At 61.7% G+C, this 25,189-nt stretch carries 21 protein-coding genes; 9 read left to right on the top strand and 12 right to left on the bottom strand.

The features are described from left to right. Positions 1–233 precede the first annotated feature (233 nt). Positions 234–1,268, bottom strand: a complete 1,035-nt coding sequence (locus J8C05_RS05340; RefSeq protein ID WP_211423125.1) for a zinc-binding dehydrogenase — start codon at positions 1,266–1,268, stop codon at positions 234–236. Positions 1,269–1,411: 143 nt separating this feature from the next. Between J8C05_RS05340 and J8C05_RS05335 the strand changes: the two genes are divergently transcribed. Beyond that, positions 1,412–2,701, top strand: coding sequence for an NAD(P)/FAD-dependent oxidoreductase (locus J8C05_RS05335; RefSeq protein WP_211423124.1), 1,290 nt, complete (start codon positions 1,412–1,414; stop codon positions 2,699–2,701). A gap of 42 nt (positions 2,702–2,743) precedes the next feature. Continuing rightward, the gene (mscL, locus tag J8C05_RS05330) at positions 2,744–3,145 is read left to right on the top strand and encodes a large-conductance mechanosensitive channel protein MscL (protein WP_211423123.1); all 402 of its coding nucleotides are present in this window, start codon (positions 2,744–2,746) and stop codon (positions 3,143–3,145) included. A gap of 20 nt (positions 3,146–3,165) precedes the next feature. Here mscL and J8C05_RS05325 read toward each other — a convergent pair whose 3' ends face one another. Then, positions 3,166–4,050, bottom strand: a complete 885-nt coding sequence (locus J8C05_RS05325; protein ID WP_211423122.1) for an alpha/beta hydrolase — start codon at positions 4,048–4,050, stop codon at positions 3,166–3,168. A gap of 178 nt (positions 4,051–4,228) precedes the next feature. On the opposite strand from J8C05_RS05325, the gene J8C05_RS05320 reads away from it, so the two are divergent. Next, a complete protein-coding gene (locus J8C05_RS05320) occupies positions 4,229–5,350 on the top strand; it encodes a bifunctional UDP-sugar hydrolase/5'-nucleotidase (RefSeq protein WP_211423121.1) in 1,122 nt (373 codons plus the stop codon). Between the two features lie 26 nt (positions 5,351–5,376). On the opposite strand, the gene dprA is transcribed toward J8C05_RS05320, so the two are convergent. Together dprA and mazG are read right to left on the bottom strand one after the other, a co-directional pair. Then, positions 5,377–6,540, bottom strand: a complete 1,164-nt coding sequence (gene dprA, locus J8C05_RS05315) for a DNA-processing protein DprA (RefSeq protein WP_148263956.1) — start codon at positions 6,538–6,540, stop codon at positions 5,377–5,379. Beyond that, positions 6,491–7,360 carry a nucleoside triphosphate pyrophosphohydrolase gene (gene mazG / locus J8C05_RS05310; protein ID WP_211423120.1) on the bottom strand — a complete coding sequence of 290 codons (870 nt, stop codon included), beginning with the start codon at positions 7,358–7,360 and terminating at the stop codon, positions 6,491–6,493. Before mazG ends, dprA begins: the two co-directional genes overlap by 50 nt. Positions 7,361–7,579: 219 nt before the next feature. On the opposite strand from mazG, the gene hfq reads away from it, so the two are divergent. Next, entirely contained in the window at positions 7,580–7,918 is a 339-nt protein-coding gene (gene hfq / locus J8C05_RS05305; protein ID WP_058867350.1) for an RNA chaperone Hfq, read from the top strand. 27 nt (positions 7,919–7,945) lie between these two features. Next, positions 7,946–8,602 carry a dTMP kinase gene (tmk, locus tag J8C05_RS05300; protein ID WP_246840756.1) on the top strand — a complete coding sequence of 219 codons (657 nt, stop codon included), beginning with the start codon at positions 7,946–7,948 and terminating at the stop codon, positions 8,600–8,602. A 14-nt stretch (positions 8,603–8,616) separates the two neighbouring features. Here tmk and J8C05_RS05295 read toward each other — a convergent pair whose 3' ends face one another. Beyond that, complete coding sequence (locus J8C05_RS05295) at positions 8,617–9,621, bottom strand: GHMP family kinase ATP-binding protein (RefSeq protein ID WP_211423119.1); 1,005 nt, start codon at positions 9,619–9,621, stop codon at positions 8,617–8,619. Next, positions 9,621–9,932: a (2Fe-2S) ferredoxin domain-containing protein gene (locus tag J8C05_RS05290; protein ID WP_058867347.1), complete on the bottom strand. Its 312-nt coding sequence runs from the start codon at positions 9,930–9,932 to the stop codon at positions 9,621–9,623. The genes J8C05_RS05295 and J8C05_RS05290 overlap by 1 nt, the downstream gene beginning before the upstream one ends. A gap of 207 nt (positions 9,933–10,139) precedes the next feature. Between J8C05_RS05290 and J8C05_RS05285 the strand changes: the two genes are divergently transcribed. Continuing rightward, on the top strand, positions 10,140–11,090 hold the full coding sequence (locus tag J8C05_RS05285; protein WP_211423118.1) for a lysophospholipid acyltransferase family protein: 951 nt from the start codon (positions 10,140–10,142) through the stop codon (positions 11,088–11,090). A 56-nt stretch (positions 11,091–11,146) separates the two neighbouring features. Here J8C05_RS05285 and J8C05_RS05280 read toward each other — a convergent pair whose 3' ends face one another. From J8C05_RS05280 to J8C05_RS05255, 6 genes are all read right to left on the bottom strand, one after another. Further along, positions 11,147–13,327, bottom strand: coding sequence for a prolyl oligopeptidase family serine peptidase (locus J8C05_RS05280; protein ID WP_459543839.1), 2,181 nt, complete (start codon positions 13,325–13,327; stop codon positions 11,147–11,149). Positions 13,328–13,573: 246 nt separating this feature from the next. Beyond that, a complete protein-coding gene (locus J8C05_RS05275; RefSeq protein WP_211423117.1) occupies positions 13,574–14,137 on the bottom strand; it encodes an outer membrane beta-barrel protein in 564 nt (187 codons plus the stop codon). Positions 14,138–14,231: 94 nt separating this feature from the next. Further along, positions 14,232–17,570 (bottom strand): TonB-dependent receptor, encoded by a 3,339-nt coding sequence (locus tag J8C05_RS05270; protein WP_211423116.1) that lies wholly within the window; start codon positions 17,568–17,570, stop codon positions 14,232–14,234. Between the two features lie 262 nt (positions 17,571–17,832). Further along, on the bottom strand, positions 17,833–19,290 hold the full coding sequence (locus J8C05_RS05265; protein WP_211423115.1) for a glycoside hydrolase family 10 protein: 1,458 nt from the start codon (positions 19,288–19,290) through the stop codon (positions 17,833–17,835). A 196-nt stretch (positions 19,291–19,486) separates the two neighbouring features. Then, positions 19,487–20,473 carry a sugar phosphate nucleotidyltransferase gene (locus J8C05_RS05260; protein ID WP_211423114.1) on the bottom strand — a complete coding sequence of 329 codons (987 nt, stop codon included), beginning with the start codon at positions 20,471–20,473 and terminating at the stop codon, positions 19,487–19,489. A gap of 15 nt (positions 20,474–20,488) precedes the next feature. Beyond that, complete coding sequence (locus J8C05_RS05255) at positions 20,489–22,381, bottom strand: DUF4388 domain-containing protein (protein WP_211423113.1); 1,893 nt, start codon at positions 22,379–22,381, stop codon at positions 20,489–20,491. 483 nt (positions 22,382–22,864) lie between these two features. On the opposite strand from J8C05_RS05255, the gene J8C05_RS05250 reads away from it, so the two are divergent. The 3 genes from J8C05_RS05250 to J8C05_RS05240 all read left to right on the top strand — a co-directional run bounded on the left by J8C05_RS05250 (position 22,865) and on the right by J8C05_RS05240 (position 25,128). Continuing rightward, positions 22,865–23,854 carry a VWA domain-containing protein gene (locus J8C05_RS05250; RefSeq protein ID WP_211423112.1) on the top strand — a complete coding sequence of 330 codons (990 nt, stop codon included), beginning with the start codon at positions 22,865–22,867 and terminating at the stop codon, positions 23,852–23,854. A gap of 83 nt (positions 23,855–23,937) precedes the next feature. Beyond that, positions 23,938–24,723 (top strand): hypothetical protein, encoded by a 786-nt coding sequence (locus tag J8C05_RS05245; RefSeq protein WP_211423111.1) that lies wholly within the window; start codon positions 23,938–23,940, stop codon positions 24,721–24,723. 102 nt (positions 24,724–24,825) lie between these two features. After that, complete coding sequence (locus J8C05_RS05240; RefSeq protein WP_211423110.1) at positions 24,826–25,128, top strand: FmdB family zinc ribbon protein; 303 nt, start codon at positions 24,826–24,828, stop codon at positions 25,126–25,128. The last annotated feature ends 61 nt before the right edge of the window (positions 25,129–25,189 follow it).

The raw sequence follows: 25,189 nt of genomic DNA, 5'->3' as shown, positions 1-25,189 counted from the left end.
GCACATCCGGGAATGAATCGGGACGACCAACCGCGTTGCCGCAAACGTACTGTCCAGCCCGCCGTCGCCTTCCCAGGCCAAGGAGTTTCGGCGCTTTTGTTCTTAGCACTCATAGCCGACGGCAACAAGGGCTGGTGGTACCACTCTACTCTGCCGGCCAACGGCGGCCAACCGCCGCTTTGCTCTCCCCTGGGGCACAGGGGGCAGCCAGGCCTCCCTTCAGAAAACATCCATCAGGGAAAAATGATCTGCGCCTTGAGCACATCCTGCGCCTCAGCCATTTTTCGGAAGCCAAGCCCCGTGTCTTCCAGGGTGTAGCGATGCGTGACCAGCTTTCCGGCCGTCAGGACGCCCTCGGCAATGCACTGAAGCGCCGCCCGCGTGTCGTCAGGCCCGCAGGAATAGCTCATCACCAGGTCAATCTCGTTGAAATACAGATGGAACGGCTCGACGGTAAGGCGTTCACCCGGCGATGACCCCATGAAAAACACGACCGTCCCACCTTTTCCGGCGCAGCGGATACCCAATTCCATCACCGGTATGCTGCCCGGCCCCACAATGACGACATCCGCCATCGCGCCGGCAGTCAGTTCCCCCAGTCGTTCCACCAGGTCTTCGCGTGCCGGGTTGATGACGGCATCCGCGCCGAACTCCAGCGCCTTGGCACAGCGCCAGTCCACCAGATCAGCCCCGATGATCCGCTCGACGCCGGCCTGCCGGGCAAGCAGGACGTTCATCTGCCCCATGATCCCTAACCCGATGATGAGCACCGTATCGCGTGGGTGAAGCCGGGCCTTGCGGATGGCCTTGACCGAACAGGCGGCCGGTTCGACGAGCGCCCCATCCTCGAAGGACATCCCTTCAGGCAGGCGCAGGGTGTCGCGCAGGTTGACTTCCGGGACGAGGAAATACTCGGCAATGGCACCCGGCACGATGTGCGAGGCTTTCCACGTCGCGCACTGGACGTACTCGCCCTTTTCACAGAACTTGCAGGCAAAGCAGGGTGCATGGTGGTGGGCAAACACGGGATCGCCGACGCGAAAACCGGTCACTTCAGCGCCGACTTCGGCCACGACGCCGGCCGGTTCGTGGCCCAGAACCTTGCCCGCCTTGCGCTTGATGTACCAGGGCGTCACATCCCCGGAGCAAATCCCGCTGGCCTTGACCTGAACCAACAGCTCGCGGGGGCCGACCGCCGGACGTGGCATGTGCTCAATCCGAACGTCATCGAAGTCATACACGCGGGCAACTTTCATCAACGCCGTCATGGTACCTGTCCTGCCTGGGCCTGAATTGCTGGCTTGAATTGCCGGGTGGAATGTGGCGAAGTAAGGACTCCGCCGTCAAGGCGCTCCCCCACTGTGAGACGAAAGGCCTCGAAACCATCCATTCAGAAGACGTACCGGTTCGGATGACCCAATCTGCTTCCCGACGCAAACACATCGTCGTTGTCGGCGCCGGGTTTGGTGGCGTCGCCTTCTGCCAGTCTTTCCCGGAAGGGCTGGCGGACATCACGCTGGTGGACCGCAACAACTATCATCTCTTCCAGCCCCTTCTGTATCAGGTGGCGACGGCCGACCTCTCTCCAGCCGACATTGCCGAACCCATCCGCACGATTTTCGACCGGCGGCGCGACATCACCGTGCTGATGGATGAAGTTACCGGGATTGACCGCCAGAGCCGTACCATCACCATGCGGCGGCGGACACTTGAGTACGACCACCTCGTGCTGGCCATCGGGGCCCGGACGGGCTACTTCGGCAACAACGACTGGGCGCGCTATGCCGGCGGACTCAAGGGCATCGAGGATGCCCTCAACATCCGCAACCGGGTGCTCTCGGCGTTTGAAGAAGCCGAAAACTGTCCCGATCCGTCCCTGGTCAAGTGCCTGACCACCTTTGTCGTCGTGGGGGGCGGCCCGACCGGCGTTGAACTGGCCGGGGCGCTCGGCGAGCTGACGCGGCGCGTCCTGCGGCGCGATTTCAAAAACATTGATACCTCCCAGGCGCGGGTCTTCCTCATTCAGGGTGCCCCACGCCTGCTTCCGCCCTATCATCCGGCCCTTTCGGAGTATGCCCGCCAGAAGCTTGTTCAGCTCGGCGTGGATGTGCGTGTCTCCTCGCGTGTCGTCCGCGTCGGACCACACCAGATTGAACTGGACAACGGAAAAATCATCGAGGCGGCCAACATCATCTGGTGCGCCGGGGTCGAAGGGCATCCTCTGGCGCGCAAACTGGGGTTGCCCACCGACCGGACCGGGCGGATTCAGGTTGAACCCGACCTGCGGGTTCCCGGTCATCCCGAAATCTTCGCCATCGGCGACATCGCGGCGCTGACCGACGCCAGGGGCGTCGTCGTACCGGGCGTGGCGCCGGCGGCGCTTCAGATGGGACGCTATGCCGCCAGGGTTCTGGCCGCCGAGTTGCGCGGCCGGCCCAAGCCGCCGCCGTTCGTCTATTTCGACAAGGGCAGCATGGCAACCATCGGACGGGCGGCCGCCGTTCTGGAGGCTGGCAAACTGCGCATGACCGGCTTCCTGGCCTGGGTTGGCTGGCTCATCGTCCACCTGGCCATGCTGGTCGGCTTCAACAACAAGGTCAGTGTTCTCACCGAATGGATTTTCCGCTATATCACCTACCGGCAGGGGGCGCGCATCATCACCACCCCTCGAACGGATGAACTTCTCCGGGAAACACCATAGCCAAGCTTGCAGCAGGCATAGCCTGCCCTTCTCTATCTGGTTATGAGCGTCGTTCAGGAATTCAAAACCTTCATCTCACGCGGCAGCGTCATTGATCTGGCCATCGGCGTCGTCATCGGTGGTGCCTTTGGCAAAATTGTGTCGTCCTTCGTCGAGGACATCATCCTGCCGCCCATCAGCCTGCTCACCAGCGGGGTCAATCTCTCCGAAGCCGGAATCGTCCTCAAGGAAGCGGCCAAAGCCGGCGATCCGGTCATTGCGATCCGGTATGGCAACTTTTTTCAGGTCATCCTTCAGTTTTTCATCATTGCTGCTTCCGTCTTTCTCGTCATCAAGGCTGTCAACCGCCTGCGGCAACCAGCGCCGGCTCCGGCGGCGTCCCCGCCGGAGCCGACCAATGAGGAAAAACTGCTGACCGAGATTCGGGACCTGCTCAAACGCTGATCGGCCGGCGGGCGCTTTCCTCAGCTTCCGGCCGGAGCGGTCTGCCGGGGCTTGCGGGTGCGGGCTGTTTTGACCGGGTAGAGCCGGCGCAGGACCGTGCCGACGCGCTTTCCCCAGTCGCCTTCGGTGTGCTTTCCCCCCCGCACCTCACGGTAGAACAGGTCTTTGTCGGGCAACCAGCCGTATTCGATGAGCAGATCGCGCATGCGCCGCACCTGCGCAATGCCGCCCCCCATCTCGCGCGTGCCCATATCGAGCCAGATGCGGACATCCGGCTTGCGCTTCAGGTGCCGCACAAGCCGAAAGGCAACGCCGTGGTCCCACCACAGCGAGGGTGAAAGGGCGGCAATGCGCCCAAAATACTCCGAGTAGTGCAACCCCAGCAGCAGGGCGGCCAGCCCCCCCAGCGATGAACCGCCAATACCGGTGCGGTCACGGGCGGGATCGGTACAGTAGGTGGCATCCACGAAAGGCTTGAGTTCCTCAACGATGAAACGTCCATACATGGGCAGCAGCCCGCCCTGTTTGACGCCGGGATCGCGGGTGGGTGTGTATTCGTCCATGCGGTGGACGCCCGTGTTCCAGATGCCCACGATGATGAGGGGTTCGATTTTCTTTTCGAGCATGAGCCGTTCGGCCGTCCGGGCCATCTTCCAGTCATGGCCCCGGATGTAGGCCGTATCGCCATCGAAAAGGTTTTGCCCATCGTGCATATACAGCACCGGATAGCGTACTGCCGGGTCTGCGCCGTGACCGGGTGGCAGATAGACAATGACATGCCGCTTTTGGGTGAGATGTCGTGAGGCCACATTGATATGGAGTTGAAAACTGCCCGCATAACTGTCGGCATCGCGTGGGAGCGACGGGATGAACGCAGCAGGACTCGGCGCAGGGCGTTTCGACATGTCGGCAGAGGCAGTGGGCAGGCAGCTACGCTGCGGGAAGCGCCGAGGGGGAAATAAAATACAGGTCTGGCAGAATAGGCCGCGCCCCAAAACGGAAGCAAGGGACGGCTTGCAGCGCATCCCATTTCGTCCATAATCAGGCTTTCACTTCACATCTTTGCGGGAGACAGATGACCCGATGAAACCCAAGTCTGCAATCATACTCGCCGCAGCTTTGGCGCTGCTGGCCGGACTCCTTCCCTCGCTCAGTTGTCAGAATGGCTCGGCGGCCGGTGATGCCAATCCGGGAGCGGCAGCGATGTCGCCGGAGTTTGCCGCCCGACTCGGCCAGGATGACGGTTTTGCCCTCTCGGTTCTGTTCGGCTCTGATGTGCAGGGCAACCTCAAAGATTGCGGCTGCCCCAAGCATCCCCAAGGCGGGATTGCCTGGCGGATGGGCTATGCTGAAGGTCTCAAAAAGCTCGCTCCCGACGCCGCCATTGTGCAGCTCGACGCCGGACGGATGTTTGCCAACTCGGTAGGCTACATTCAGCCCTACGACCGCGTGCGCAACGAGTGGATGCTGCGCGCCTACGGCGAAGCCGGGTTTGCCGCCGCCAACGCGAGCTACTTCGATGTCCAGATGCTGGCCGAGCTGCTGCACAAGCCTGAGTTTGATACCAAACGCCAGACGTTTCCCTTCCTGAACCGCATCGTCTCCGCCAACATCCGTCCCACCAAGCCGGAACTGACGCCGCTCCCCGCCTACGTCATTGAGACCGTGGAGAGCAAGCGGCTGCCCAAACCCGTCCGGCTGGGGATTACCGGCGTCACCATGGCCAACCCCAATCCCGGCGCTGAAACGCTCAACTTTGCCATCGAGGACCCGGCGGAAGCCCTCAAGCGGGTTCTGCCCGAACTGCGCACCAAGGCCGACTTCGTCATTGTGATGTCCTATGGGCCGGACATTCAGACCGACAAAATCACCAAAGTGCCGGGCATTGATCTCGTCGTTGTGGCCAACAACTCCGGGGCGATGTACCTTCAGGTGCAAAAGGTCAACGATGTTTCGGTCGTCTATGCCTTTTCCCAGACGAAACTGCTGGGCGATCTGCGGCTCTACTACGGCTCAGACGGACAGATCAGCCAGATGCGGCTTTCGATGCCCAGCCTCGACAAGGATATTCCCAAGGATCAACGGTGGGAGCAGATGGTCGCCGATGCCCAGAAAGCCATTGACGAGGCGATGAAGGCCGTCGTCAACTCGCCGCCGGCCGAGCCGGCCGGCCCGCCGTCCAGCGCCGCCCCGGCGGGCAAGTAACCGGGTTCTGCCCCTGGGCAGAAAGGTTATCCATTCCACGCCCGGACGTAGCACTTGCCGGGCAACTCACGCAGCAGGCCGCGCAGTGTCAGGTTGAGCAGGGCAGCCATGGTTCGTGGCTGCCCCAGCCCACTCTGCACAATCAACCCATCCACATACACCGGCTGATCAAAGCCCACCAGCGCCAGAATACACTGCTCATCCTCGCCCAAATCAAAGGGCAAGTGGCTTTCCTGTGGCGTTGCCGCAGGCTGTCCGGTGCGGAGCCGTTGCCGCAGATCATAGGAAAACTCGGCCACGACATCCTGCCAGTCCATCACGAGTTTGGCGCCATCCTGAATGAGCCGGTTCGTGCCGATGGACTTCCCCGAAGTGATGTTGCCCGGCACGGCGAACACTTCGCGCCCCTGTTCGAGAGCCAGCCGCGCCGTGATGAGTGAGCCGGACTGCTCAGCCGCTTCCACGACCAGAACACCCAGGCACAATCCGGCAATGACCCGGTTCCGGTAGGGAAAGTTCTGGGGGGCCGGAGGCTTTTCAAAGGGGAATTCCGTCACCAGCGCCCCGGTTTCTGCTATCCGGTCAGCAAGTTTGGCATTTTCCCGTGGGTAGGTGTCGTCCAATCCCGTCCCCAGTACGGCGATGGTTCGCCCCCCAGCATCAAGCGCCGCTTCGTGGGCGGCCGTGTCAATGCCCCGCGCCAGGCCGGAGACGATGGTCACACCCCGGCTGGCCAGGTCGCGCGCCAGACGGTTGGCGGCATTCCGTCCGTAGGTTGAGCAGGATCGCGAACCGACAATGGCCAGGCAGGGCTGCGCCACGGCATCGGCCAGATTTCCCCGAACGAACAACAGTAACGGCGGGTCAGGAATAGCACGCAATAGCGCCGGATAGGCCGTATCGGCCAGGGTCAGTACGCAACCGCCGGAACGCTCCAGAGCCGCCAACTGCCGTTCCACCGCCGCTTCAGATGCCTGCCCCACAATGGCCCGGGCCGTTTCTTCCGGCACGCCCACAGCGCGCAACTCTGAATAGGGGGCTGCCAGAGCGGCTGCCGGCGTGCCAAAGTGGTGGATCAGCTTACCGCCCACGACGGGCCCGACGCCCGGCGTCAACCACAACCTGAACCAGTCCCGCAGGTCATCCGCCATGGCTTTCAGAGGACGATGCCGGCGCGTGTTTGATGGCATCCCAGATGGCGTTCATCTCGGCCGGGTCACTTTCGGCAAGGGTCTTGCCCCGCGCTGCCAGCACCTGCTCCACGGCGGCAAAACGCCGCCGAAACTTCTGATTCGTCGCCTTGAGCGTGGCTTCGGGATCGAGGCCGAGCTTGCGCGCCAGATTGACCACGACAAAGAGCAGATCGCCGACTTCTTCGGCAATTTCCTGTGGGTTGGGTGCCGGCTGCGCCAGCACCGCCTGGAGTTCCCCGGTTTCCTCCTCCAGCTTGGCGAGTACCGCCCGGGCATCCGGCCAGTCGAAATCGTAATACGCGGCCCGCTCCGTCAGTTGCCGCGCTTCGATGAGCGCCGGCATCCGGGGCGAAACCCCATCCAGCACTGACGCCGGCCGCCCGTCCTGGCTGGCCGCGGACTTCTCCTGGGCTTTTTCCTGAGCCTTGATGGCTTCCCAGTTGCGGGTGACTTCCTGGGCATCCTGCACCGTGACGTTGCCAAACACGTGCGGGTGGCGGCGGATGAGCTTCTCACGCAGCGCGTCAATCACCGCGTAGATGTCGAAGCGGCCTTCCTCAGCCGCAATCTGGGCGTGGAAGACCACCTGGAGCAGAACATCCCCCAGCTCCCGGCACAGCTCCCGGTCATCCCCTTCGTCGAGGGCGTGAAGCACCTCGTAGGCTTCTTCCAGAAGATAGGGCTTGAGCGTCTGGTGCGTCTGCTCCCGGTCCCAGGGACAGCCCTGTGGGCCGCGCAACCGCGCCATGACCTCGACCAGAGCTTGAAACCGTTGCTCCGGGCCAGGGTTGTCCGGGAAGGTCCGCGATGATGCCATGCCAATGACTCCTGTGGGTTTTCTACGCACCAGCGTGCAGGTCGAACATGGATGTTCGCCACCGGGCAGGTCAAGCCAGGGGGCTGGCCCGGTTGGAATTTTCGGAGCGGCAATGGTACTTTGACCATCTATCTTTTTGGACGTTCTTTTTTGTCCCAACCTGTTGAACCGTCAACCTGCCGCGCCTTCCTGGCAGGGGGGGGCTTTGGACACAAGACTATGGATACCAAATCACCTGCGTCGCCATCGGGGGCGTCTTCACAAAATCTTCAGGACACCTTTCTCAATCAGGTGCGCCGCGAGCGTGCGCTGGTAGCGATTTACCTCGTCAGCGGCGTCAAACTGACGGGCCGCATCCGTGGCTTCGACAAGTATTCGGTTGTTCTGGAAGCCGGACAGCAGGAACAGCTCATCTTCAAACACGCCATCTCCACCATTTCCGTCATGCGCAGCGGCCCGGGCCGCCATCCGGCATCCTCCGGCGCATCCGCACCCGGCACGACAGCCGAGAGTTCGTCAGGCGAAAAAGAGGCCGGTAACGGCGGCGACGCGCCCTGAGCCATAACTGCACGGCGTCCAAACCCGATGCCTACCTGTCAAGCGTACACCCCCGGTATGTTCATCAGCTTCGAGGGGATTGATGGTTGTGGAAAAACGACCCAGGCGAAACGGCTGGTGGGAGCGCTCCGGCGGGCAGCCGTGCCGGTCATCCACACCTATGAACCGGGCGGCACGCGCCTTGGGCGTCACCTTCGCCAGGTGCTCCTCGATACCAGAGAGACAGCACCCACCATCCGCGCTGAAATTCTCCTGTTTGCTGCCGACCGCGCCGAGCACGTCGAGACCGTCATCCGTCCGGCGCTGACCGCCGGCCAGATGGTCGTCTGTGACCGTTTTGCCGATTCCACCCGGGCCTATCAGGGATACGGACGCCAGATAAGCGCCGAGGTCATCGAACAGAGTCTCCAGCTCGCCACGCAGGGGCTGGAACCGGATTTGACCTTCCTGCTTGACCTGCCAGTTGAAATGGCCGTCCAGCGGTTGAGGCAACGCGGCTCCCCCGTCCACCGTTTCGAGGCGGCGGGACTGGAGTTCCACCACCGGGTGCGAGCCGGCTTTCTGGCGCTGGCCGAACAGTACCCAACGCGCATTCGGGTCATTGACGCAACGCGCTCCCCCAACGACGTACACACAGCCATCTGGCAGGTGGCGGCAGCGCGGCTGACACCGCCCCTGCTGTAGCCGTCCTGTAGCCGTCACACTTCGGTCACGGTCAGCCCCTGGGTGGTGAGATGGGCATCGAGCACCTGCCCGCCGGCAGCCGTCAGAGCGGCCTGCACATCCGGCTTGCGCCCTTCGGCAACGACGAAGACCACGCAGCCACCGCCGCCAGCGCCACATACCTTCCCGGCCAGCGCGCCGGACTCCCGCGCCACGGCCATGAGCCGTTCAATGGTCGGTGTGGAAACCTCGGCCGCCAGTTGCCGCCGGTGGTGCCATTCCTGTTCCAGTGCTGCGGCCACCGCGCCAAGGTCACGGGCGCACACGGCAGCATACATCGCCCGGGCCAAATCCCGGATCCGCGCCAGAGCCGCCTGCGTCGCCAGGTCGCCCTCGATGTGCCGCTTGAAAATTTCCCAGTTGTTCGTGCCGGAAAAGTGCGCCTGCCCGGTGTGGCAGACCACGACGTGGGCATCCAGCCACGGAAGCCAATCGGCCGCCAGCGACTCATGGCAGACGCCCCCCACTCCCAGGTGAATGGCGCTGATGCCCCCATACACCGCCGGATAGTAATCCTGCACCCCGGCCGGAACGCGAATCACCTGCGTTTCGATATTCGGGGCCAGCATCAACAGTTGCTCCGGGGTGTAGCCAGCGCCGGTCAGATGATTCAATGCCCCGGCCATGGCGATGACCAGCGCCGATGAACCGCCCAGTCCCGAACCATGTGGCGCAGCGCACGCCGTCGTGACCTCGATGCCGCCCGACGGTGCAAAAAAAGCCACCAGTCGCGCCAACAATTGAAGCGGAGTGTCCAAACGCAGGGCTTCCCGTGACGGGTACACTTCACGCTGTCCGACATCACGCGAGACCAGGACAATGCTCGTATCCGCGCGGGTCGTCACTTCACAGGTCGCAAGCTGGTCAATGGCGGCATTGACGGTGAGCGCCCCCGGATGAAACAGATAGAGCGGTGGAAGGTCGAGCGTACCGCCGGCAAGATCAACGCGCGTCGGAGCCGTGGCAATGACCTTGCGCATCACGAGGCCGCCGGCTTGGCTTTGACGTAGCGCAGCCGTTCAACCGGCTGCCCGCCCAGCAGGTGCTCGTGGACAATGGCGGCTGCATCTTCCACAGCGACGTGCCCATACCAGACCTGCTCCGGGTACACGACGACCATCGGGCCGTTGCCGCACTGGGCAAGGCAGCCCGCCTTGTTGACCCGAATGCTCTCCAGCTTGCCGCAGGCTTTGACTTCATCCCGCAGCGCCTGCCAGACCGCCTCGCTTCCCTGGGTCGGGCAGGTTTTGCCCGCCACACACACGAACACGTGCTTTTCGTAGATACTCATCGGAAAAATCCTTCACCACAAAGTGCCAAATGCCGCCTATCTTGGCGGAAACACTGGCGGTTGGGAAGTCGCCCCGGCGTGGCGCCCGGCCAGTTGTTTCCAGCCGATTGGCACGTATAAAGTAGCGCCAGCGCCGCCCCGGAGTGATTGCCCCTGCCATGATGCACTCCGGGGCGACATCCCCAACCCGTCTGACCACCTGAAGTTATGTCCAAACGCCGCCTCCCTGATTCGCCCATGCGCGTCGTCCCGCAAGTGCCCGCCGGCAGCCTGAATGGGCAACCGGACGAAACCCCGAAACCAAAGGCAGCGGCCGGCGATAACCCGCCTTCACCGGAAAAACACACCTCCCTGCTGAAGGCGAGCGCTGGCGTCGGCATCGCGCTGGGCATTGCCACGATTGGCAGCTTCCTGCTGTTTCGCCTGCTCAACCGGATGAAGGTGGAGGGGCTTGAAAACATCCCGGAATCACACGAAAACGTCCTCTACTGCCCCAACCATTCCTCCATCCTGGACAACTTCGCTCTGGGCGTCGGGCTGTACATCCCGCGCATGCTGTTTCGCCCGGAATACATCCCCATCAATCTCGCCGACCGCAAGAACTTTTTTGGCGATCCGTCCTCCCGGCGCTTCAAGGACCGCGTTCTGCGGGTGCTGGGCGAATACTTCTTCAAAAACCTGCGTACCTTCCCGGTTGACCGGCAGGGTGTCGGCGGTCTCGAACAGGTTGATCAGTGGGTGGAGATGCTCCGGCAGAATATCGTCATCGTGTTCCCGGAAGGCACGCGGTCACGGACGGGCGAAATCGGCCGCGGCCGCGTCGGCGTCGGCAAACTCATCTACGACGCGCGCCCCACGGTTATTCCGGTACGTCTGATGGGCACCGATGAAGTGCTTGGCGTCGGCAAGCTCATCCCCAGCTTCTTTCGTACAGTGCGTATCATCATTGGCAAGCCGCTCGACTTGAGCGACCTGCTTGATCAACCGCTGCCGGAAGACGAACGGGCGCGGATTGACTTCTACCGTGCAATTTCCAACCGCGTCATTGAAGCCATCCGCGCCCTGGGTGACGGACGCCCGCTGCCGATGGACGCCCAGCCGGAAGCGCCAAAACTTCCCGCCGAGGCCGCCAGCGAAGATGAAGCCGGCCCCGTGTGAAGCTGGAAGCCAGAACCAGCCAACGCCATACGGGGCCGGCCCGGTAGCTGACCTGCCTACTTCACCGTCATCTGAAACGTCCTGACGAGAAACGCCCACACATCGGCCGTTTCCTCGATGAGCTTGGACGTGGGCTTGCCGGCGCCATGTCCGGCCTTGGTTTCAATCCGAATGAGTACCGGCGCGTCGCCTTTGTGCGCGGCCTGAAGCGCCGCCGCAAACTTGAAGCTGTGCGCCGGCACAACGCGGTCATCGTGATCCGCTGTGGTGATGAGCGTGGCCGGGTAGCGCGTTCCGGGCTTCAGATTATGGAGCGGAGAGTAGGCATACAGCGCCCTGAACTCTTCCGGGTTCTGGGGTGAGCCGTAGTCGGACTCCCACGCCCAGCCAATCGTGAACTTGTTGAAGCGCAGCATGTCCAGAACACCGACCGCCGGCAGCGCCGCGCCAAACAGTTCCGGGCGCTGCGTCATGCAGGCCCCCACGAGCAGCCCCCCGTTGCTGCCGCCCTGAATCGCCAGCCGCGCCGGCTGGGTGTACTTCTCCCGAATCAGCCACTCGGCGGCCGCGATGAAATCATCAAACACGTTCTGTTTCTTGAGCTTGGTGCCGGCCTGATGCCATTCCTCGCCATACTCGCCACCCCCGCGCAGGTTGGGAATCGCCAGCACGCCACCCATTTCCAGCCAGGCAATCCGGGCCGGTGAGAATGACGGTGTGAGCGAAATGTTGAACCCACCATAGCCATACAGCAGGGTGGGGTTCTTTCCGTCCCGCCTGAGACCCTTGCGGTGGACGATGAACATCGGGATGCGCGTGCCGTCCTTGCTCCGGTAAAACACCTGCTGGGTGACATACGCGCCCGGATCGAAAGCCACTTTGGGCTGCCGCAGAAGCGTGCTTTTTCCGGTGGTGAAGTCGTAGCGATAGATGCTTGTCGGCTGGGTGAAGCTCGTAAAGGCATAGAACGTCTCGGTGGCTTCCGGCTTGCCGCCAAAACCGGCGGCCGTGCCGATGCCGGGCAGGGCGATGTCCGGGCCGGGTTTCCCTTCGCGGTCAAACATCCTGACCTGGGTTTTGGCGTCCGAAAGATACAGGGCAACGAACCGTCCGCCGACCCACCGGACGGCTTCCAGCGTGTCCCGGCTCTGGGGAATGATCTCCCGCCAGTTCGTCCGTTCGGGGCGGGTGGCGTCAATGGCGATGAGACGGCCACGTGGCGCTTCCCAGTCGGTGCGGAAATAAAAGGTCGTTCCATCGTTGCCGACAGGCGTGAAGTCGGCGATGAAGTCGGGAATCAACTCGACCACCTTCGCTTCCGGGTTGGTCAAATCCTTGTAGAAAAACAGGTTTCTGGGACTCGTCCCCATGGTGACGACAATGCCCAGATACCGCCCGTCATCGGTGACATAGCCGCCAAAACCCCATTCCTTGTGGTCGCGGCGCTCGTAAACGAGTTCATCCGCCGACTGCGGCGTGCCCACGCGGTGGTAGTAGAGTTTCTGGTAGTAGTTCGTGGATTGCAGCAGATTCCCTTCCTTCGGCTCGTCATAGCGGCTGTAAAAAAAGCCCTTGCCGTCTTTCGTCCACGACGCGCCGGAGAACTTGACCCACTGGAGACGGTCGGGCAGGTCTTCGCCGGTTTCGACATTCCGTACCCGCCACTCGTTCCAGTCGGAGCCGGCTGTGGCCAGACCGTAGGCGAGCAGTTGGCCGTCATCGCTGACGGCATAGCCGGTCAGCGCCACCGTCCCGTCGGATGACAGGGTGTTCGGGTCGAGCAGCACGCGCGCCTGTGGGTCGTCCGGCGTCCTGCCGACGTACAACACACTCTGGTTTTGCAGCCCATCGTTGCGCGTGAAGAAATAGCGGTCGCCCTCGCGGAACGGCACCCCGAACTTTTCGTAGTTCCAGAGCTGGGTCAGGCGCTCCCGGAGCCGCGCCCGTTCGGGAATGGACTCCAGAAAACCAAAGGTGACTTTGTTCTGGGCTTCGACCCAGGCTTTGGTCTCCGGTGAGTCGGCGTCCTCCAGCCAGCGGTAGGGGTCAGCGACGTTGATGCCGTGGTAGTCATCCACCTGCTCGACCTTCTTCGAGGGCGGATAGACGATGGGTGACGATGCGGAAGCCTTCATATCTTTGGAGAAGTTCTGGGCAAAAAGCGGCAGCGGGGCCGTCCAGAGCAACATTGCCGTGCCGGCCACCAGGGAGCGTCGCAACGCCTGTCGCTTGAACATCGTGTCTTGTCCTCGTGAGATTGGGAATCCTGCCTTTCCGGCTGCAAGCCGCAGGCACTTTCCGGCTGCAAGCCGCAGGCAATGGTGTAAACCATGACATGTCCCGCCAGTGCTGCCTAGTGATCCACGTTCTGCCTTCAGGCGGCCACTGAATTTCTTTCCGGGAACAAAAAACCGGGAGCCGAAAGCTCCCGGTGTAACAAAAGTGTGCGTCACCCGACGATGGCGCTTACTTTCTGCCGAAGCTTACTTTTTGCCGAACGTGAAGTTGACGCCAAAGCTCAGGCGCAGGTGACTCTGGGTGTCGCGCAGAACGCTGCCGGAGCCACCGATTTTCGTAAACATGTATTCCCCCTGAATGGCGCGCAGGGAAACCGAATCCGAAACCTTCACGTCGAGGCCCCCGCCCATCGCCATGGCAAAACCGCCATCGCCGTCAAAACGCAGGGGCGTCGTATTGGACACCGGCACCCGGCTGGCCCGCGCGCCGCCCAACAGCACATGGGCAAAAGGCGTCACCCGGTCGCTCCGCAGGCTCACCCGTGGGCCGGCCATGAAGGTGTACAGGTTGGTCGCGTTGTCATAGTGCGCCCCAAAGTCGCCGACAATGCCCAGCACGCGATTGACGTTGTACACCCCCTGCAGATTGAAGCCAAAGGCATCCTGGCTGGGGCCACGGGGAGTGAGGTCATTGAGGCGCGTGTAGGTAAAACCGGCAAAAAATTCGCCCTGGGGAACATCCTGGGCAAAGGCCGTGTGGCCACATACAAACAGGCCAAACAGCAGAACAAACCACAGTTGCTTTTTCATACGCATCATTCCTTCAGGAAAAATGGAGACCAGCGCCAGACGTGTGGCGGTCAAACGACCGTCGCCGTTCGACCGCCAGACGCTTGGCCGCCGATCAGAAGTCAATCCGCAGTGCAAGCTGGATGACACGCGGGTTGCTTCCAAATGTCGCCCGCGGACGGTTGAAGAAGCTGTCCGAAGCAATCGTGAACCGATTGACAGCCGTGCCCGTCGTGCTCACCGGATTGACGCCATTGACTGACCCCGGCACAAATTGCGGATGGTTGAAGGCATTGAAGAAGTCAGCCCGGAACTGCGCCCGGATGCCTTCCGTAATCCGAAAGTTCTTGCGCACGAAGATGTCAAAGTTGTTGATGGCCGGCGTCCGCAGGGTGTTGCGTCCAGCCGTGGCCAGCGCGCCGGGGCCGGCGACGATGTACTGCGCGTTGGGATTGAGCGCCACGTAAGCCACCGCCGTCGCACTGCCCACTGGCACGGTGTTTCCAGCCGCATTGACAGCGCGCACACCGCTTCCAGTGCCCCGCTGCCCGTTCGGGTTGAGGATGGTACGGTCGCCGGCGTTGTCGCCGTTGAGGTTGGAATCCACACCGCTGCGGGCCGTGAAGGGCTTGCCGGTCTCATAGCTGTACGTACCAGAGATGCTGAAGCCCCCCAGCAGGGACCGCAGCCACGGGTTCGGGCTGTTGAGGAAAAACGGCAGATCGTAGTTAGCCGTAATCGCCAACCGATGCGTGCTGTCGAGCAGGGACAGCGACCGCTCCGCCCGCAGGTTCTGGAAATCCTGTACCCGGCGCGAGGACAACACGGTGCTGAACAGTTCCGCCGTCGTGTCGTCAATGAGCTTGCTGAAGGTGTAGGCCAGGTTCACGCTGTAGTTTTGCGTCAGCCGCTTCTGCACCTGCAACTGCAAGCCATGGTAGGTCGAGTTGCCGTTGGAGAGAAACGCCACCAGGTTGCCAGCATTGAAACCGGCCGCGGCAAACGCCGGGACGAAGTTCGACCGGGCCGCAATCACTTGGGATAATGTCGGCAATCCGGCCAACTGCGCTGGCGTCGGGTTGCTCAGGAACGTCGGCAGCGAGTTCTGCGGTGTCACCCGTGGTTGCCGGTTGATGCGGTTCTGCGTCAGCAGGTGGACGCCACGGGTTCCGACATAGCGGACTTCGGCCGCCCAGTCCTTGAGGAACTGGCGCTGAATGCCCAGCGTCCAGGTAATGGAGTAGGGCACTTTCTGGTCAGGAATCCACGACGAGGTGATGGCGCGCAACTGCGCCGGGGTTCCTGTGACGGGTGCCGGTGTCGGCGGCAGGCCACCACCGGCCAGAAAGCCCGGCACACCGGGGTCTTCCACGTTACGGGTCTGGTTGAACTGGGGCGGCAGCGACAAGATGTAGAGGTTGTCGAAGATGATGTCGTAGCCCATCGAAAATCCGGCGCGGATGGAGCTGGCTCCGGGATTCCCGAAGATGCGGTTCATCAGTCCCGACGAAAAGTTAGGCGCGTAAGCCAGTCCGATGACCGGCGCAAAGTTGGTCGTCTGCTCGGCGGGCGAGTTGAACGAAATCAGGCCCGGCACGGAAGCGGCGCTGTTGAGCCGCTGCAAACGGGCCGTAAACGGCACCTGCTGGTAGGAATACCGGAAGCCGTAGTTGAAGGTCAGCTCCGGCCGAATCCGCCAACTGTCCTGCGCAAACCCAAAAAACAGCCACTGGTTGCCGTAGTAGGGCGAAACCCCAACCGTGCGCTCACCAAACTCCGGGCTGAGGTCGCGCAGGAAGGACTCCGTTGCCAGGTAGAAGTAATCGCCCCGCTGCCGCTGGACGAACGACTGCGGCGCAATCAGCCGCCGGGTGTCAATGCCAAACTTGAGCGTGTGGTTGCCCACCGTCCAAGTCAGGTTCTCGATGAGCTGGTAGTTGTTTTCAATCCCGAACTGCGGAGCAACGCCGTTGGGGCCGATGTTGACGCCCAGATCGTTGAGTTCGATGTTGGGAAAACTATCCAACCCCGGATAAGGAATATCCGGCACGGGAACATCATTCCGTGACCGCCGGAACGAGAAACGAAACTCGTTGGTCAGGTTGGGCTGGATGGCAAAGACGTTGGTGTACGAAAACAACCGCCCATCTACCGGAATGGACGTGAAAAAGGCCGGCAGGCCCGCTCCGGTGTCAATGGCGCGAATGCGGTCAAAGATGAAGCGCGTCCGGTGCGTCATCCGTTCGCTCTGAACAAAGTCCAGATTGAACACGAAGTTGCGCTGGTTGCTGAAGGCCGGACGCTCAATGGCCACAAATCCGACGGGAATGTTCTGCCCGGCTACAACCAGTGTCCCGGCGAGGCTGGGGTCGGGCACGGGTGCGGCGGGCAGATAGGTGCGCAGGATGTTGAGATTGGTCGCCGAGAGACCGGGAATGCTGCCAAGCAGGGCGTAGCCGGCCTGGGTCGGTGCAATGATGCCACCGGCCGTCGCCGATGAACCCGTTTGCTGGCCTTCATACTGGGTGAAGAAAAACAGCCGGTCCTTGACAATCGGGCCGCCGACATTCCCGCCATAGCGGGAGTAGTCAAAGCGCGGCTGGGTGTCACGGGTGATGCCCTGTTCCTTCTCCCGGACGCCCAGCGCATTGAGGTTGCGGTTCTGGAGGAAGAAATAGGCCGTCCCGTGAAAGGCATTCGTGCCGGATTTCGTGACGGTGATGAACTGCCCGCCGTTCGACCGGCCAAACTCAGCGCCAAACTGATTGGTCAGCAGCGTGAATTCGGCAACGGCTTCGGGGGAAATGTAAATCTGCGGACCCGTCACCGACTTGTCGTTGTTGTCAATGCCGTCCACCGTGAAGTTGTTGTTCCGGGGGCGCTGCCCGCCGACGGAACCGCCGGTGCCAACCCCCAAACCGCCGCTGCTGGATACCCCGGCCGAGGTCAGCGCCAGGTTATAGACGCCTCCCGCGACAGTGGTTTGCCCAAGCTCGACAACCTGGCGGGATTCATAGGAACGTGCCAGATCGTTGGAACTCGTCTGCACCAGCCCCACGCTCGTCGCGGTGATTTCAACGACATCCGTGGTGCCGCCAGCTTCCAGCTTGGCGAGGACGTCAGTCGTACGGTTGAGTTCAACGCGCACGCCTGTCAGGAGCAAAGTTGTGAAGTTTGTCGCTTCGATTTTAACTTCGTAGAGTCCGGGCGGCAGGTTGACGAACAAAAACTCGCCGCTGTCATTTGATTGTCCCGTGGTCACCTTGTTGGTTTGTTTGTCCGTCAGGGTGACTTTGGCACCAGCGACCACCGCGCCGGTTGCATCCTGAACAATCCCACGGATGTTCCCATTCGTCACCTGCCCCAGGCTGGGTGTTGCCAGCCAGCCGGTCAGGACGAAAAGCGCGGCGACCAGAAGTTGCCGGATGTTCTTCATGTAACGAGGCCTATCCATAGACTTCGTTGACTCCTCACTTGCAAAGTTGCCCAGAAGGGCACCACCATAGTAAGGCAAATAACGTACCGGAATTTACAGATTGTTTACAGCGCCGGTCTGTCAGGTCAGATTCCCACCTGACCGGGCAGAAAACCGACAAAGAACCAGAACCCCGTGCAGGAATGCAACACATCAGCCGCACAGGTTCCAGACGCCTTCATTTTTTTGGATGATTCCGGGCAGGGATTTCAAAAATTCAGTGTAGCAATCCACCACCCGGCTATGCGCGCCACAGAGTTGCCCGGCGACCTTCGACTCCACTGCGGCTCACCGGCCAGACGGCAACAGCGCGCGCAGACTCCGGCAAGGCCACTTGGCGCTGTGTGGCGGGTTGAATCTGCAACTCCCAGGTTTCACCGGTCTGGATGGCAATGCACCAGCGGGCCACCGATAAGCCGTCACCAGTCTGCCAGACGGCCACCGGACGGCCACGCCTTGGAGCCATTCCAACTTCCAGGTGCGGCGCCGGCAGAACGGCGGCATTGAGCCACGGCGAAGCTGGGACGAGCGCCGGGACGGAATACACTTCCTGCTGGAGCAAATTTGACAGTCCGCCGCGATTGTGCCGGAACACCCGAAAGCTGAAGTGAATGTTGCCGCCCTGCCGATTGAGCCGCCGGGAAAGCCGGACTTGGGCCGTAATTTCCTGCGCCGGAACAGCGCGCGGCGTGCCATCAGCCACCTTGAACGCGGCGCTGCCAGGCCACACGTGCCGGCGCTGGCGATTTTGCGCCAGCCACCATTCAAGCAACCGGAGATAACTCTGCCGCTCACGCTCAATGGGCCAGTAAAGCTGGGGCGCGAGATAATCCACCAGTCCGTCGGTCAACCACCGGCGGGAGTCAGAACACAACTCCACGTAGGAGTTCAGTCCCTGAATGCCGGGCGGATGGTCGGGCTGCCAGATGCCAAAGGGACTGATGCCGAACTTGACGTGGGGCTTGAGGCGACGAATCCCGGCGGCAACCTCGCCGAGGAATTGGTTGATGTTATGCCGCCGCCAGTCGTCCCGCGCGCGCCAGGTCTTGCCCTGGCCGTAGCGCGCCCAACTGTCATCATCGGGAAAAGGAATAAGGTAGCCGGATACCAGCCGTTCCTTGTACGGGTAGAAGTAGTCGTCGAAGTGAACGGCATCAATGTCGTAACGTTCAACGACATCCAGAATGACCCGGCAGGAATGGGCGCGGGCTTCCGGCTCGCCGGGATCAAGCCAGTGATAGCGCCCGTAGGGCTTGGCCAGGTCGGGACGCCGCCGGGCAATGTGCTGCGGGTCCACGCCCCCCTGTCGCGCCCGGTGCAGCGCCCGAAACGGATTGAACCAGGCATGCAGTTCCAGTCCGCGTGCGTGAGCCAGCTCGATGGCGTAGGCCAGCGGATCGTAAAACGGCACTGGCGGTCGCCCCATCACCCCGCAGAGATATTCCGACCACGGCTCATAGGGACTCGCATAGAGCGCATCACACATGGGCCGCACCTGAAAAATCACGGCATTGAAACCAAGCGCCTGAGCCAGGTCGAAGATGGCGCGCAACTCGGACTGCTGCTCCTCCGGGGTGAGGCGGCGCGACGAAGGAAAGTCTATGTTTTCGACCGTGGCCACCCAGACGCCCCGGAACTCACGGGGAACGCGCGGAATGTCCCGGTCCAGCGTTTCCGGCGCGTCAACCCACCCTTCCAAACGGTGCAGTACAGGTCCCGCCACACCAGTCCCGACCGGACACAAGACCCCACCGCAACTGAGCGCAAGATGCTGAAGAAACTCACGGCGTCTCATGACGCATTCACCGCACACATCGAACCTGGCCACGGACGCCGGTGAAAACCCGGCTCACGTTGACCATCAGAATCTGGGATCCTCAGAACCTGGACGAACATCAAAAATGGACAATGAAGTTTTCCCCAACCTGCCTTCCTCTGCCCTCGGCAATGGCGCGCGCCCGTTCCGACACTTCCAGCAGATCGGCCCGCACGACAGCGGCCCGCGACAGTGTCGTTGCTTCCGGGATGGTCACACCGTCTCCGACGATGACCTCGTGCAACTCCACCTTAGCGCCGATGGTGACGTGGTTCCAGAGAATGGTGCGCGCCAGACGGGCATCAGCCGCCACCTGGCAATTCTGGCCGCGAATGACCGCCTGCGGATGGCCTGCCAGGTGACAGGACAGGTCAAGGTATCGCTCCAGCGTGCTGAACTCATACCAGTCTTCATCCGGCCCTGCCACGTGGGCAATAACGCGCTGCCCGTCGGCCATGGCGCGGGGATAAACGTCGGTTGTTGTGTGTGAGAACCGGGCGCGTGGGATGTAGTCAAAAATCTCCGGTTCGAGAATCTGAATGCCCGTGAAAAACAACGGCGGCGGATCAGGTGCAGCGGCATCTGGCGGCGGCGCAAAGCCCCGGATGGCTCCTGTGTCATCCACTTCGACCACACTGAACCGCTCCCACCGCCGGTTTGGCTTGAGAATCAACGTTGCCAGCGCCTGCTGGCGGCGGTGCGTCGCCAGCGCCGCCTGAAGATCAATCGTGGTGATGAGCTTGCCGTTCATGACCACAAAGGTTTCCGTTGGATTGAGGAGCGGCTTGGCGTGGTCGAGCGCACCACCCGTCCCCAGAATCTCATCCGACTCGTGGCTGTAGGCAATGCGGCAGCCAAAGGCCGCACCATCCCCCAGGGCGGCCACAATGGCTTCCCCCCGGTAGTGCAGGTTCACCACGAGATCACAGCAGCCAAAGCGGGTGAGGTAGTCCACGCCATAGGCAACGAGCGGGCAGCCCAGTACGGGGAGGGCCGGTTTGGGACGGTCCAGCGTGAGCGGAAACAGCCGTGTCCCGAACCCGGCGGCCAGGAGCATGGCTTTCATGGCACCACCACCTGCTCAACGCTTGAAGAGCTTGCCAAACAGCTCACCGACATCCTGCTGTAGCAGACTTTTCTTGGGTTCTTCGGGTTTTTCCGTCTTGGCCGGGGACTCCGCCGCTGGTGTCTGCGGCTTGGTGGGCAATTTGGGTGGCACGGGTGCAGCCTTTGCCGCCTTGGTTTCGGTCTCCGGCTTCAGCAGGGATAGCATCTGTTTGGCCACCGCGTTGTCCGGCTGAATGGCCAACGCCGCCTCAAACTGCTTGCGCGCCGACTTTTCCATGCCGGCCTGATGGTACATGTGCCCCAGTGCCAAGTGCGCGTCCACGTAAGTTCCATCAATTTTGAGGATGGCCAGAAGCTGATCTTCGGCTTCCTTGCGCAGCTTCGGGTTCTGCATGCACAACGAAGCCAAGCGCGAGCGATAGCGGATGACCTCCGGTGCCAGGCGCACGGCTTCGCGCAGGTAGGTTATGGCTGTAATGAAATCCTTGCGCTCAATAGCCGCACAGGCCATCTCATAGCTTCGCGCGGCCGTTTCAGCCGCCGTCTCGGCTGGCGCCGACACAGAGCCGGTGGTTGCCGCCCCGGTCTGCCGTCCCAACCCCTGGCTGGAAGACCCGGTTCGGCTGCCAACAGGTTGTGTGGAAGAGGCGAGTGAGCCAGTTGTGCCAGCGCCGACCGGTGGGATTGGCGGCGTGGGTATCTGCCCTGTCTGGGTGCCGACCGCGGGTTTACTGACCGGTGGCGCGGAGGGCGGACTGGGCGCTGTGACCGAAGCGACTTTGGCTTCGGTCTGTACCGTATTTTCTGGAATCAACCCAATGAACTCATCATACCGTCGCCGGACATCCGGGTCGCGCAGCTTTTCGTAGGCTTCACTGATGCGGGCAAAAATCCATTCGGCGCTTTCCAGGACATCCGGCATCCCCAACGGCCGGTAGCGGTCGGGATGGTACTTTTTCGCCATCTGGTAGTACGAACGCTTGATTTCGGAATCACTCGCCGTCGGCCCCACGTTGAGCATGTCGTAGTAGGTCGTGGTTTTGAGGGACAGAAACTCACGAAGCATCTGAAGCTCGAAGCGGGCTTCATCAGGCTTGACGGCTTCCGGCTCCGGGATGCTGTGCGGGGTGGGTGGTGTCGCCACTGGCTGTGGTGTTGCTGGTGGCGGCGCAGCCGGAGCTGCCGGTTGGGGATTGGCCATGGTTGGGCGGGGATGACTTCCCACGAGGATACCGGCACACAGCAGACCATACACCACCCGCAGGATGGTTGCCTCCGGGACGCCACTGATCAGCACCAGCTCGTCAATCGTCATCCGTCCGGTGATCCGCGACAGGACAAAGCCTTCCGTACCATCGAGCGTTGCGCGCTGAAGCTGGGTCATGGCATCGGGCGACAACTCGATGAACTGCGTGGTTGGCCCAAGCGCGCGCCGTACGGCCTCATCATTGGTCATACGGCGGACGCCCATCAGGATGAGATTGGGAGTCAGCAAATTGAGCTTGACATCGTGGGCGGCGCGCGTGCCTTCCTCGAAAACAAACTCTCCACGCTCCCACTCGAAGGCGGCCAGGATGATTTCGGTGAGGTGCTGGTGCGCATGGGTCTCCACGGTCTCACGGGACATGACGCCCATTTCGACCAGCACCTGCCCAAAGCGCTGTTTGGCATTGGGCTTCTGGACGGCCGCTTCATACTGCTCGCGGGTGATGAGGTCGCGCGCCAGCAGAAAGTCGCCAAGCCGTTCGTGCGGCAGATTGGAGAGGGCAAACACCAGATCACCCTGCTCCACAAAGACGGCGCGCAGCTCACGGTCGCGGGTCAGGCGCAGCAGGCCCGTCCGCCGTGTCAGATGTAAGTCACGGATAATGTCGGCGAAGTTGATAAGTGAAAGCGTGCCCTTCATGGAAGTATCCAAAAGCAGCGTACGAAAAATGCCAAGGGCGCAAGGCCAAAGTCGAATGTCTGTGACTTGGGCCGGGATTGACCGTCAAACGACCGGGCGTATCGAGGAAACTGGTGACTCGACCGTTGTGATTGTGCTTTGGTTTTGAGCACTGCACAAGCCGGTTGAGGCGAAATTTCTCCACGCCTGAAAAATCCCGGTTCAAGCCGGGAAACAGCGAGCGCCAGTCCAGGAAGGCGGACGGAGGCAACGGCCCGGTTCTTCAGGAACGCCGCCCGCAGCAAGCCAACCTGCCAGTTGGTTTTGCCAACCAAGGACACACCATCCGGTTCCTGTCAAACCCTTTCGCAGGTTCACCCGTGGGTTCTCCTGTTCTCTGGGCTTCTCAGGACGACTTTGCCGCGTGTTATGGTTAGCCCGCCGGCCCTCCGGGCAACTCCCCGCTGCATCCCTCCATCGCGGCGGTTTTGTTATGAGGTATTGATGCGCCATTTTCTGTTCATACTCTGCTGCCTTGGACTTCTGGGGGGGCTGCTCTGCGTGCCGCGCCCACCTGGTGTCGCGGCCCAGAACCTTCCCCAGCCGGCCACGGCCGCCACCGGTGAGGAAGAGTTTACTCTCGACGTGATCAATATCTCCCTGCCGGTGACGGTCATTGACCGGCAGGGGCGCTTCATTCCCAACCTGGGGCAGTCTGACTTTGAAGTGTTTGAAAACAAGCGTCGGCAACCCATTATTGCCTTCCAGCGCCGGGACGGACTCCCACTCAACGTGGCCATTCTCATGGACACCAGCACAAGCGTGCGTTACCGCCTGGCCTTTGAGCGCGAAGCCATCACGGAATTCCTGAGCAAGCTGCTGGACAACCGCCGCGACCAGGCTTCGTTTGTCACCTTTGATGATGAGCCACGGATTCGGTCCGGCTTTACCAACGACTTCCAGCAACTGGCCCGGGTCGTCAACAGCGTTACGACCGCCAACGGTCGGACAGCACTTTACGACACCATCAAAAAGGTTTGCCTGGAGCACATGCCTTTGGCCAGCACACGGCGGCGCGCCATCCTGCTCGTCACCGATGGCGGCGATACGGCCAGCAGCACAACCCTGGACGAAGCCATTGCCATTGCCCAACGGGCGGAAGTCACCATTTATGCCATCAGCACCAAGGGCGGCGGCGTGTTTCGCATCGAAGGCAATCCCTACTTCAACATGGACGACCGCAACCTCAAGCGCCTGTGCAAGGAAACCGGCGGGGATGTCTTTTTCCCCAGCGATACCAAACAGACCAAACGGGCTTTTGACCTGGCCAAAGATTACTTGCGCAACCAGTATTTCCTCGTCTATGAACCAAACGAAAACAGAAACACCAAACACTTCCGGGAAATTGAAGTGCGCATTCCCAAGCACCGGGATGCGCGCGTTCTCACCCGGCGGGGCTATTTTCCGGGCGCTCTGGCAACGGAAGTAAAGTAGCCGCCGGGACAGGACCGGACCCGCGTGATGGAATCTGTCCGGGACATCAAAGGTGCGGCTCCGTGCCAGTTGGGTGAACCCTTATGAACCACCAACCTCTGCTTGCACTTGCGCTCTTGGGCGGTCTTGTCATTTGGCCGGTAGCTTCGGCACAGGCCGACACCATCCGCCTCAAAAACGGACAGACGGTTGTCGGCAAGATTGTCCGCTATGAAAACCGGCGGTTCATCATCGTGTATGAACGGTCTTCGCCCGGAACCCAAGCCATCATTGCCCTTGAGGATATTGAAAGCGTCGAGTTTGACGGACGCCCACTGCCGCCTGGCTATGGCAGCAGCACCGGCAGCACAAGTCCACCAGACACGCGCCCGCCCGCCAGCAGTACGCCCCCACCCCGCACGATGCCCCCTTCATCCGGCTCGGCTTCGGGACCTTCCAGCCCGACAACGCCCCCGGCCACCCGTCCTCCGGCAACCGGCAGTAGTACCGGAAGCGGGACCGGCAGCCCGGCGCTGACCCGGACGGTACAGGTCATCGCCCGCGACGACTGGACTTATACCCAACTCGATGTGCGCCGTGGCGACCGGGTGCGCATCTCAGCCCGTGGCTCGATCCAGCTTGATGGCCGCCGCCAGTCCACTCCGGCCGGCATCGCCGAGGATGACCCGGAGAAACTGATGCCGGGACGGCCCACCGGGGCCCTCATTGCCGTCATCGGCGATGACAATGACGACTACATTTTTATCGGCAGCACACGCGAATTCGTGGCGCAACGCAGCGGCAAGCTGTATCTGGGTGTCAATGAAGGCGACCTGTCCGACAACAGCGGGAGCTATGAAGCGCAGGTTGAAATTCAAAGAACACCCTGACGCTGGCCCAAATGTTTCCAAACATACTTTCCGCTCTGGGGATGGCTCCGTAACCTTTGAAGGCAAAAGCTTTAGATTCCAGGTCAAGGAAGTGTCCAAGCCATGCCCCTGTATGAATATGCGTGTGAAAGCTGTGGCGCACGGGTGGAAGTCATCCAGAAGTTCTCCGATGCGCCGCTCGTCACCTGTCCCACCTGTGGCGCCGACGCCCTGAGTCGTGTGGTGTCCGCTCCGGCGATTACGTTCAAAGGTTCCGGCTGGTACATTACGGACTACAGTGCCAAGGGTCGCCAGGAAAACACCTCCACGTCCTCCCGGCGCGAAGGAAGCCAGACAGAAGCGGCTTCAGACACCGGGACGGCAACTTCCACCTCCGATGCCAAATCGTCCGTTCAAGCTGCGTAAATTTTCCTTTCCTGTCTCTGTAACCCGATCCATAACCTTTTTCCTCCCGGTGATGGGGATA

The organism is Chloracidobacterium sp. N (assembly GCF_018304765.1).
Classification (GTDB): Bacteria; Acidobacteriota; Blastocatellia; order Chloracidobacteriales; family Chloracidobacteriaceae; genus Chloracidobacterium; species Chloracidobacterium aggregatum.
The sequence above is the reverse complement of the archived record's forward strand: the minus strand, read 5'-3'. Positions and strand labels throughout refer to the sequence as shown.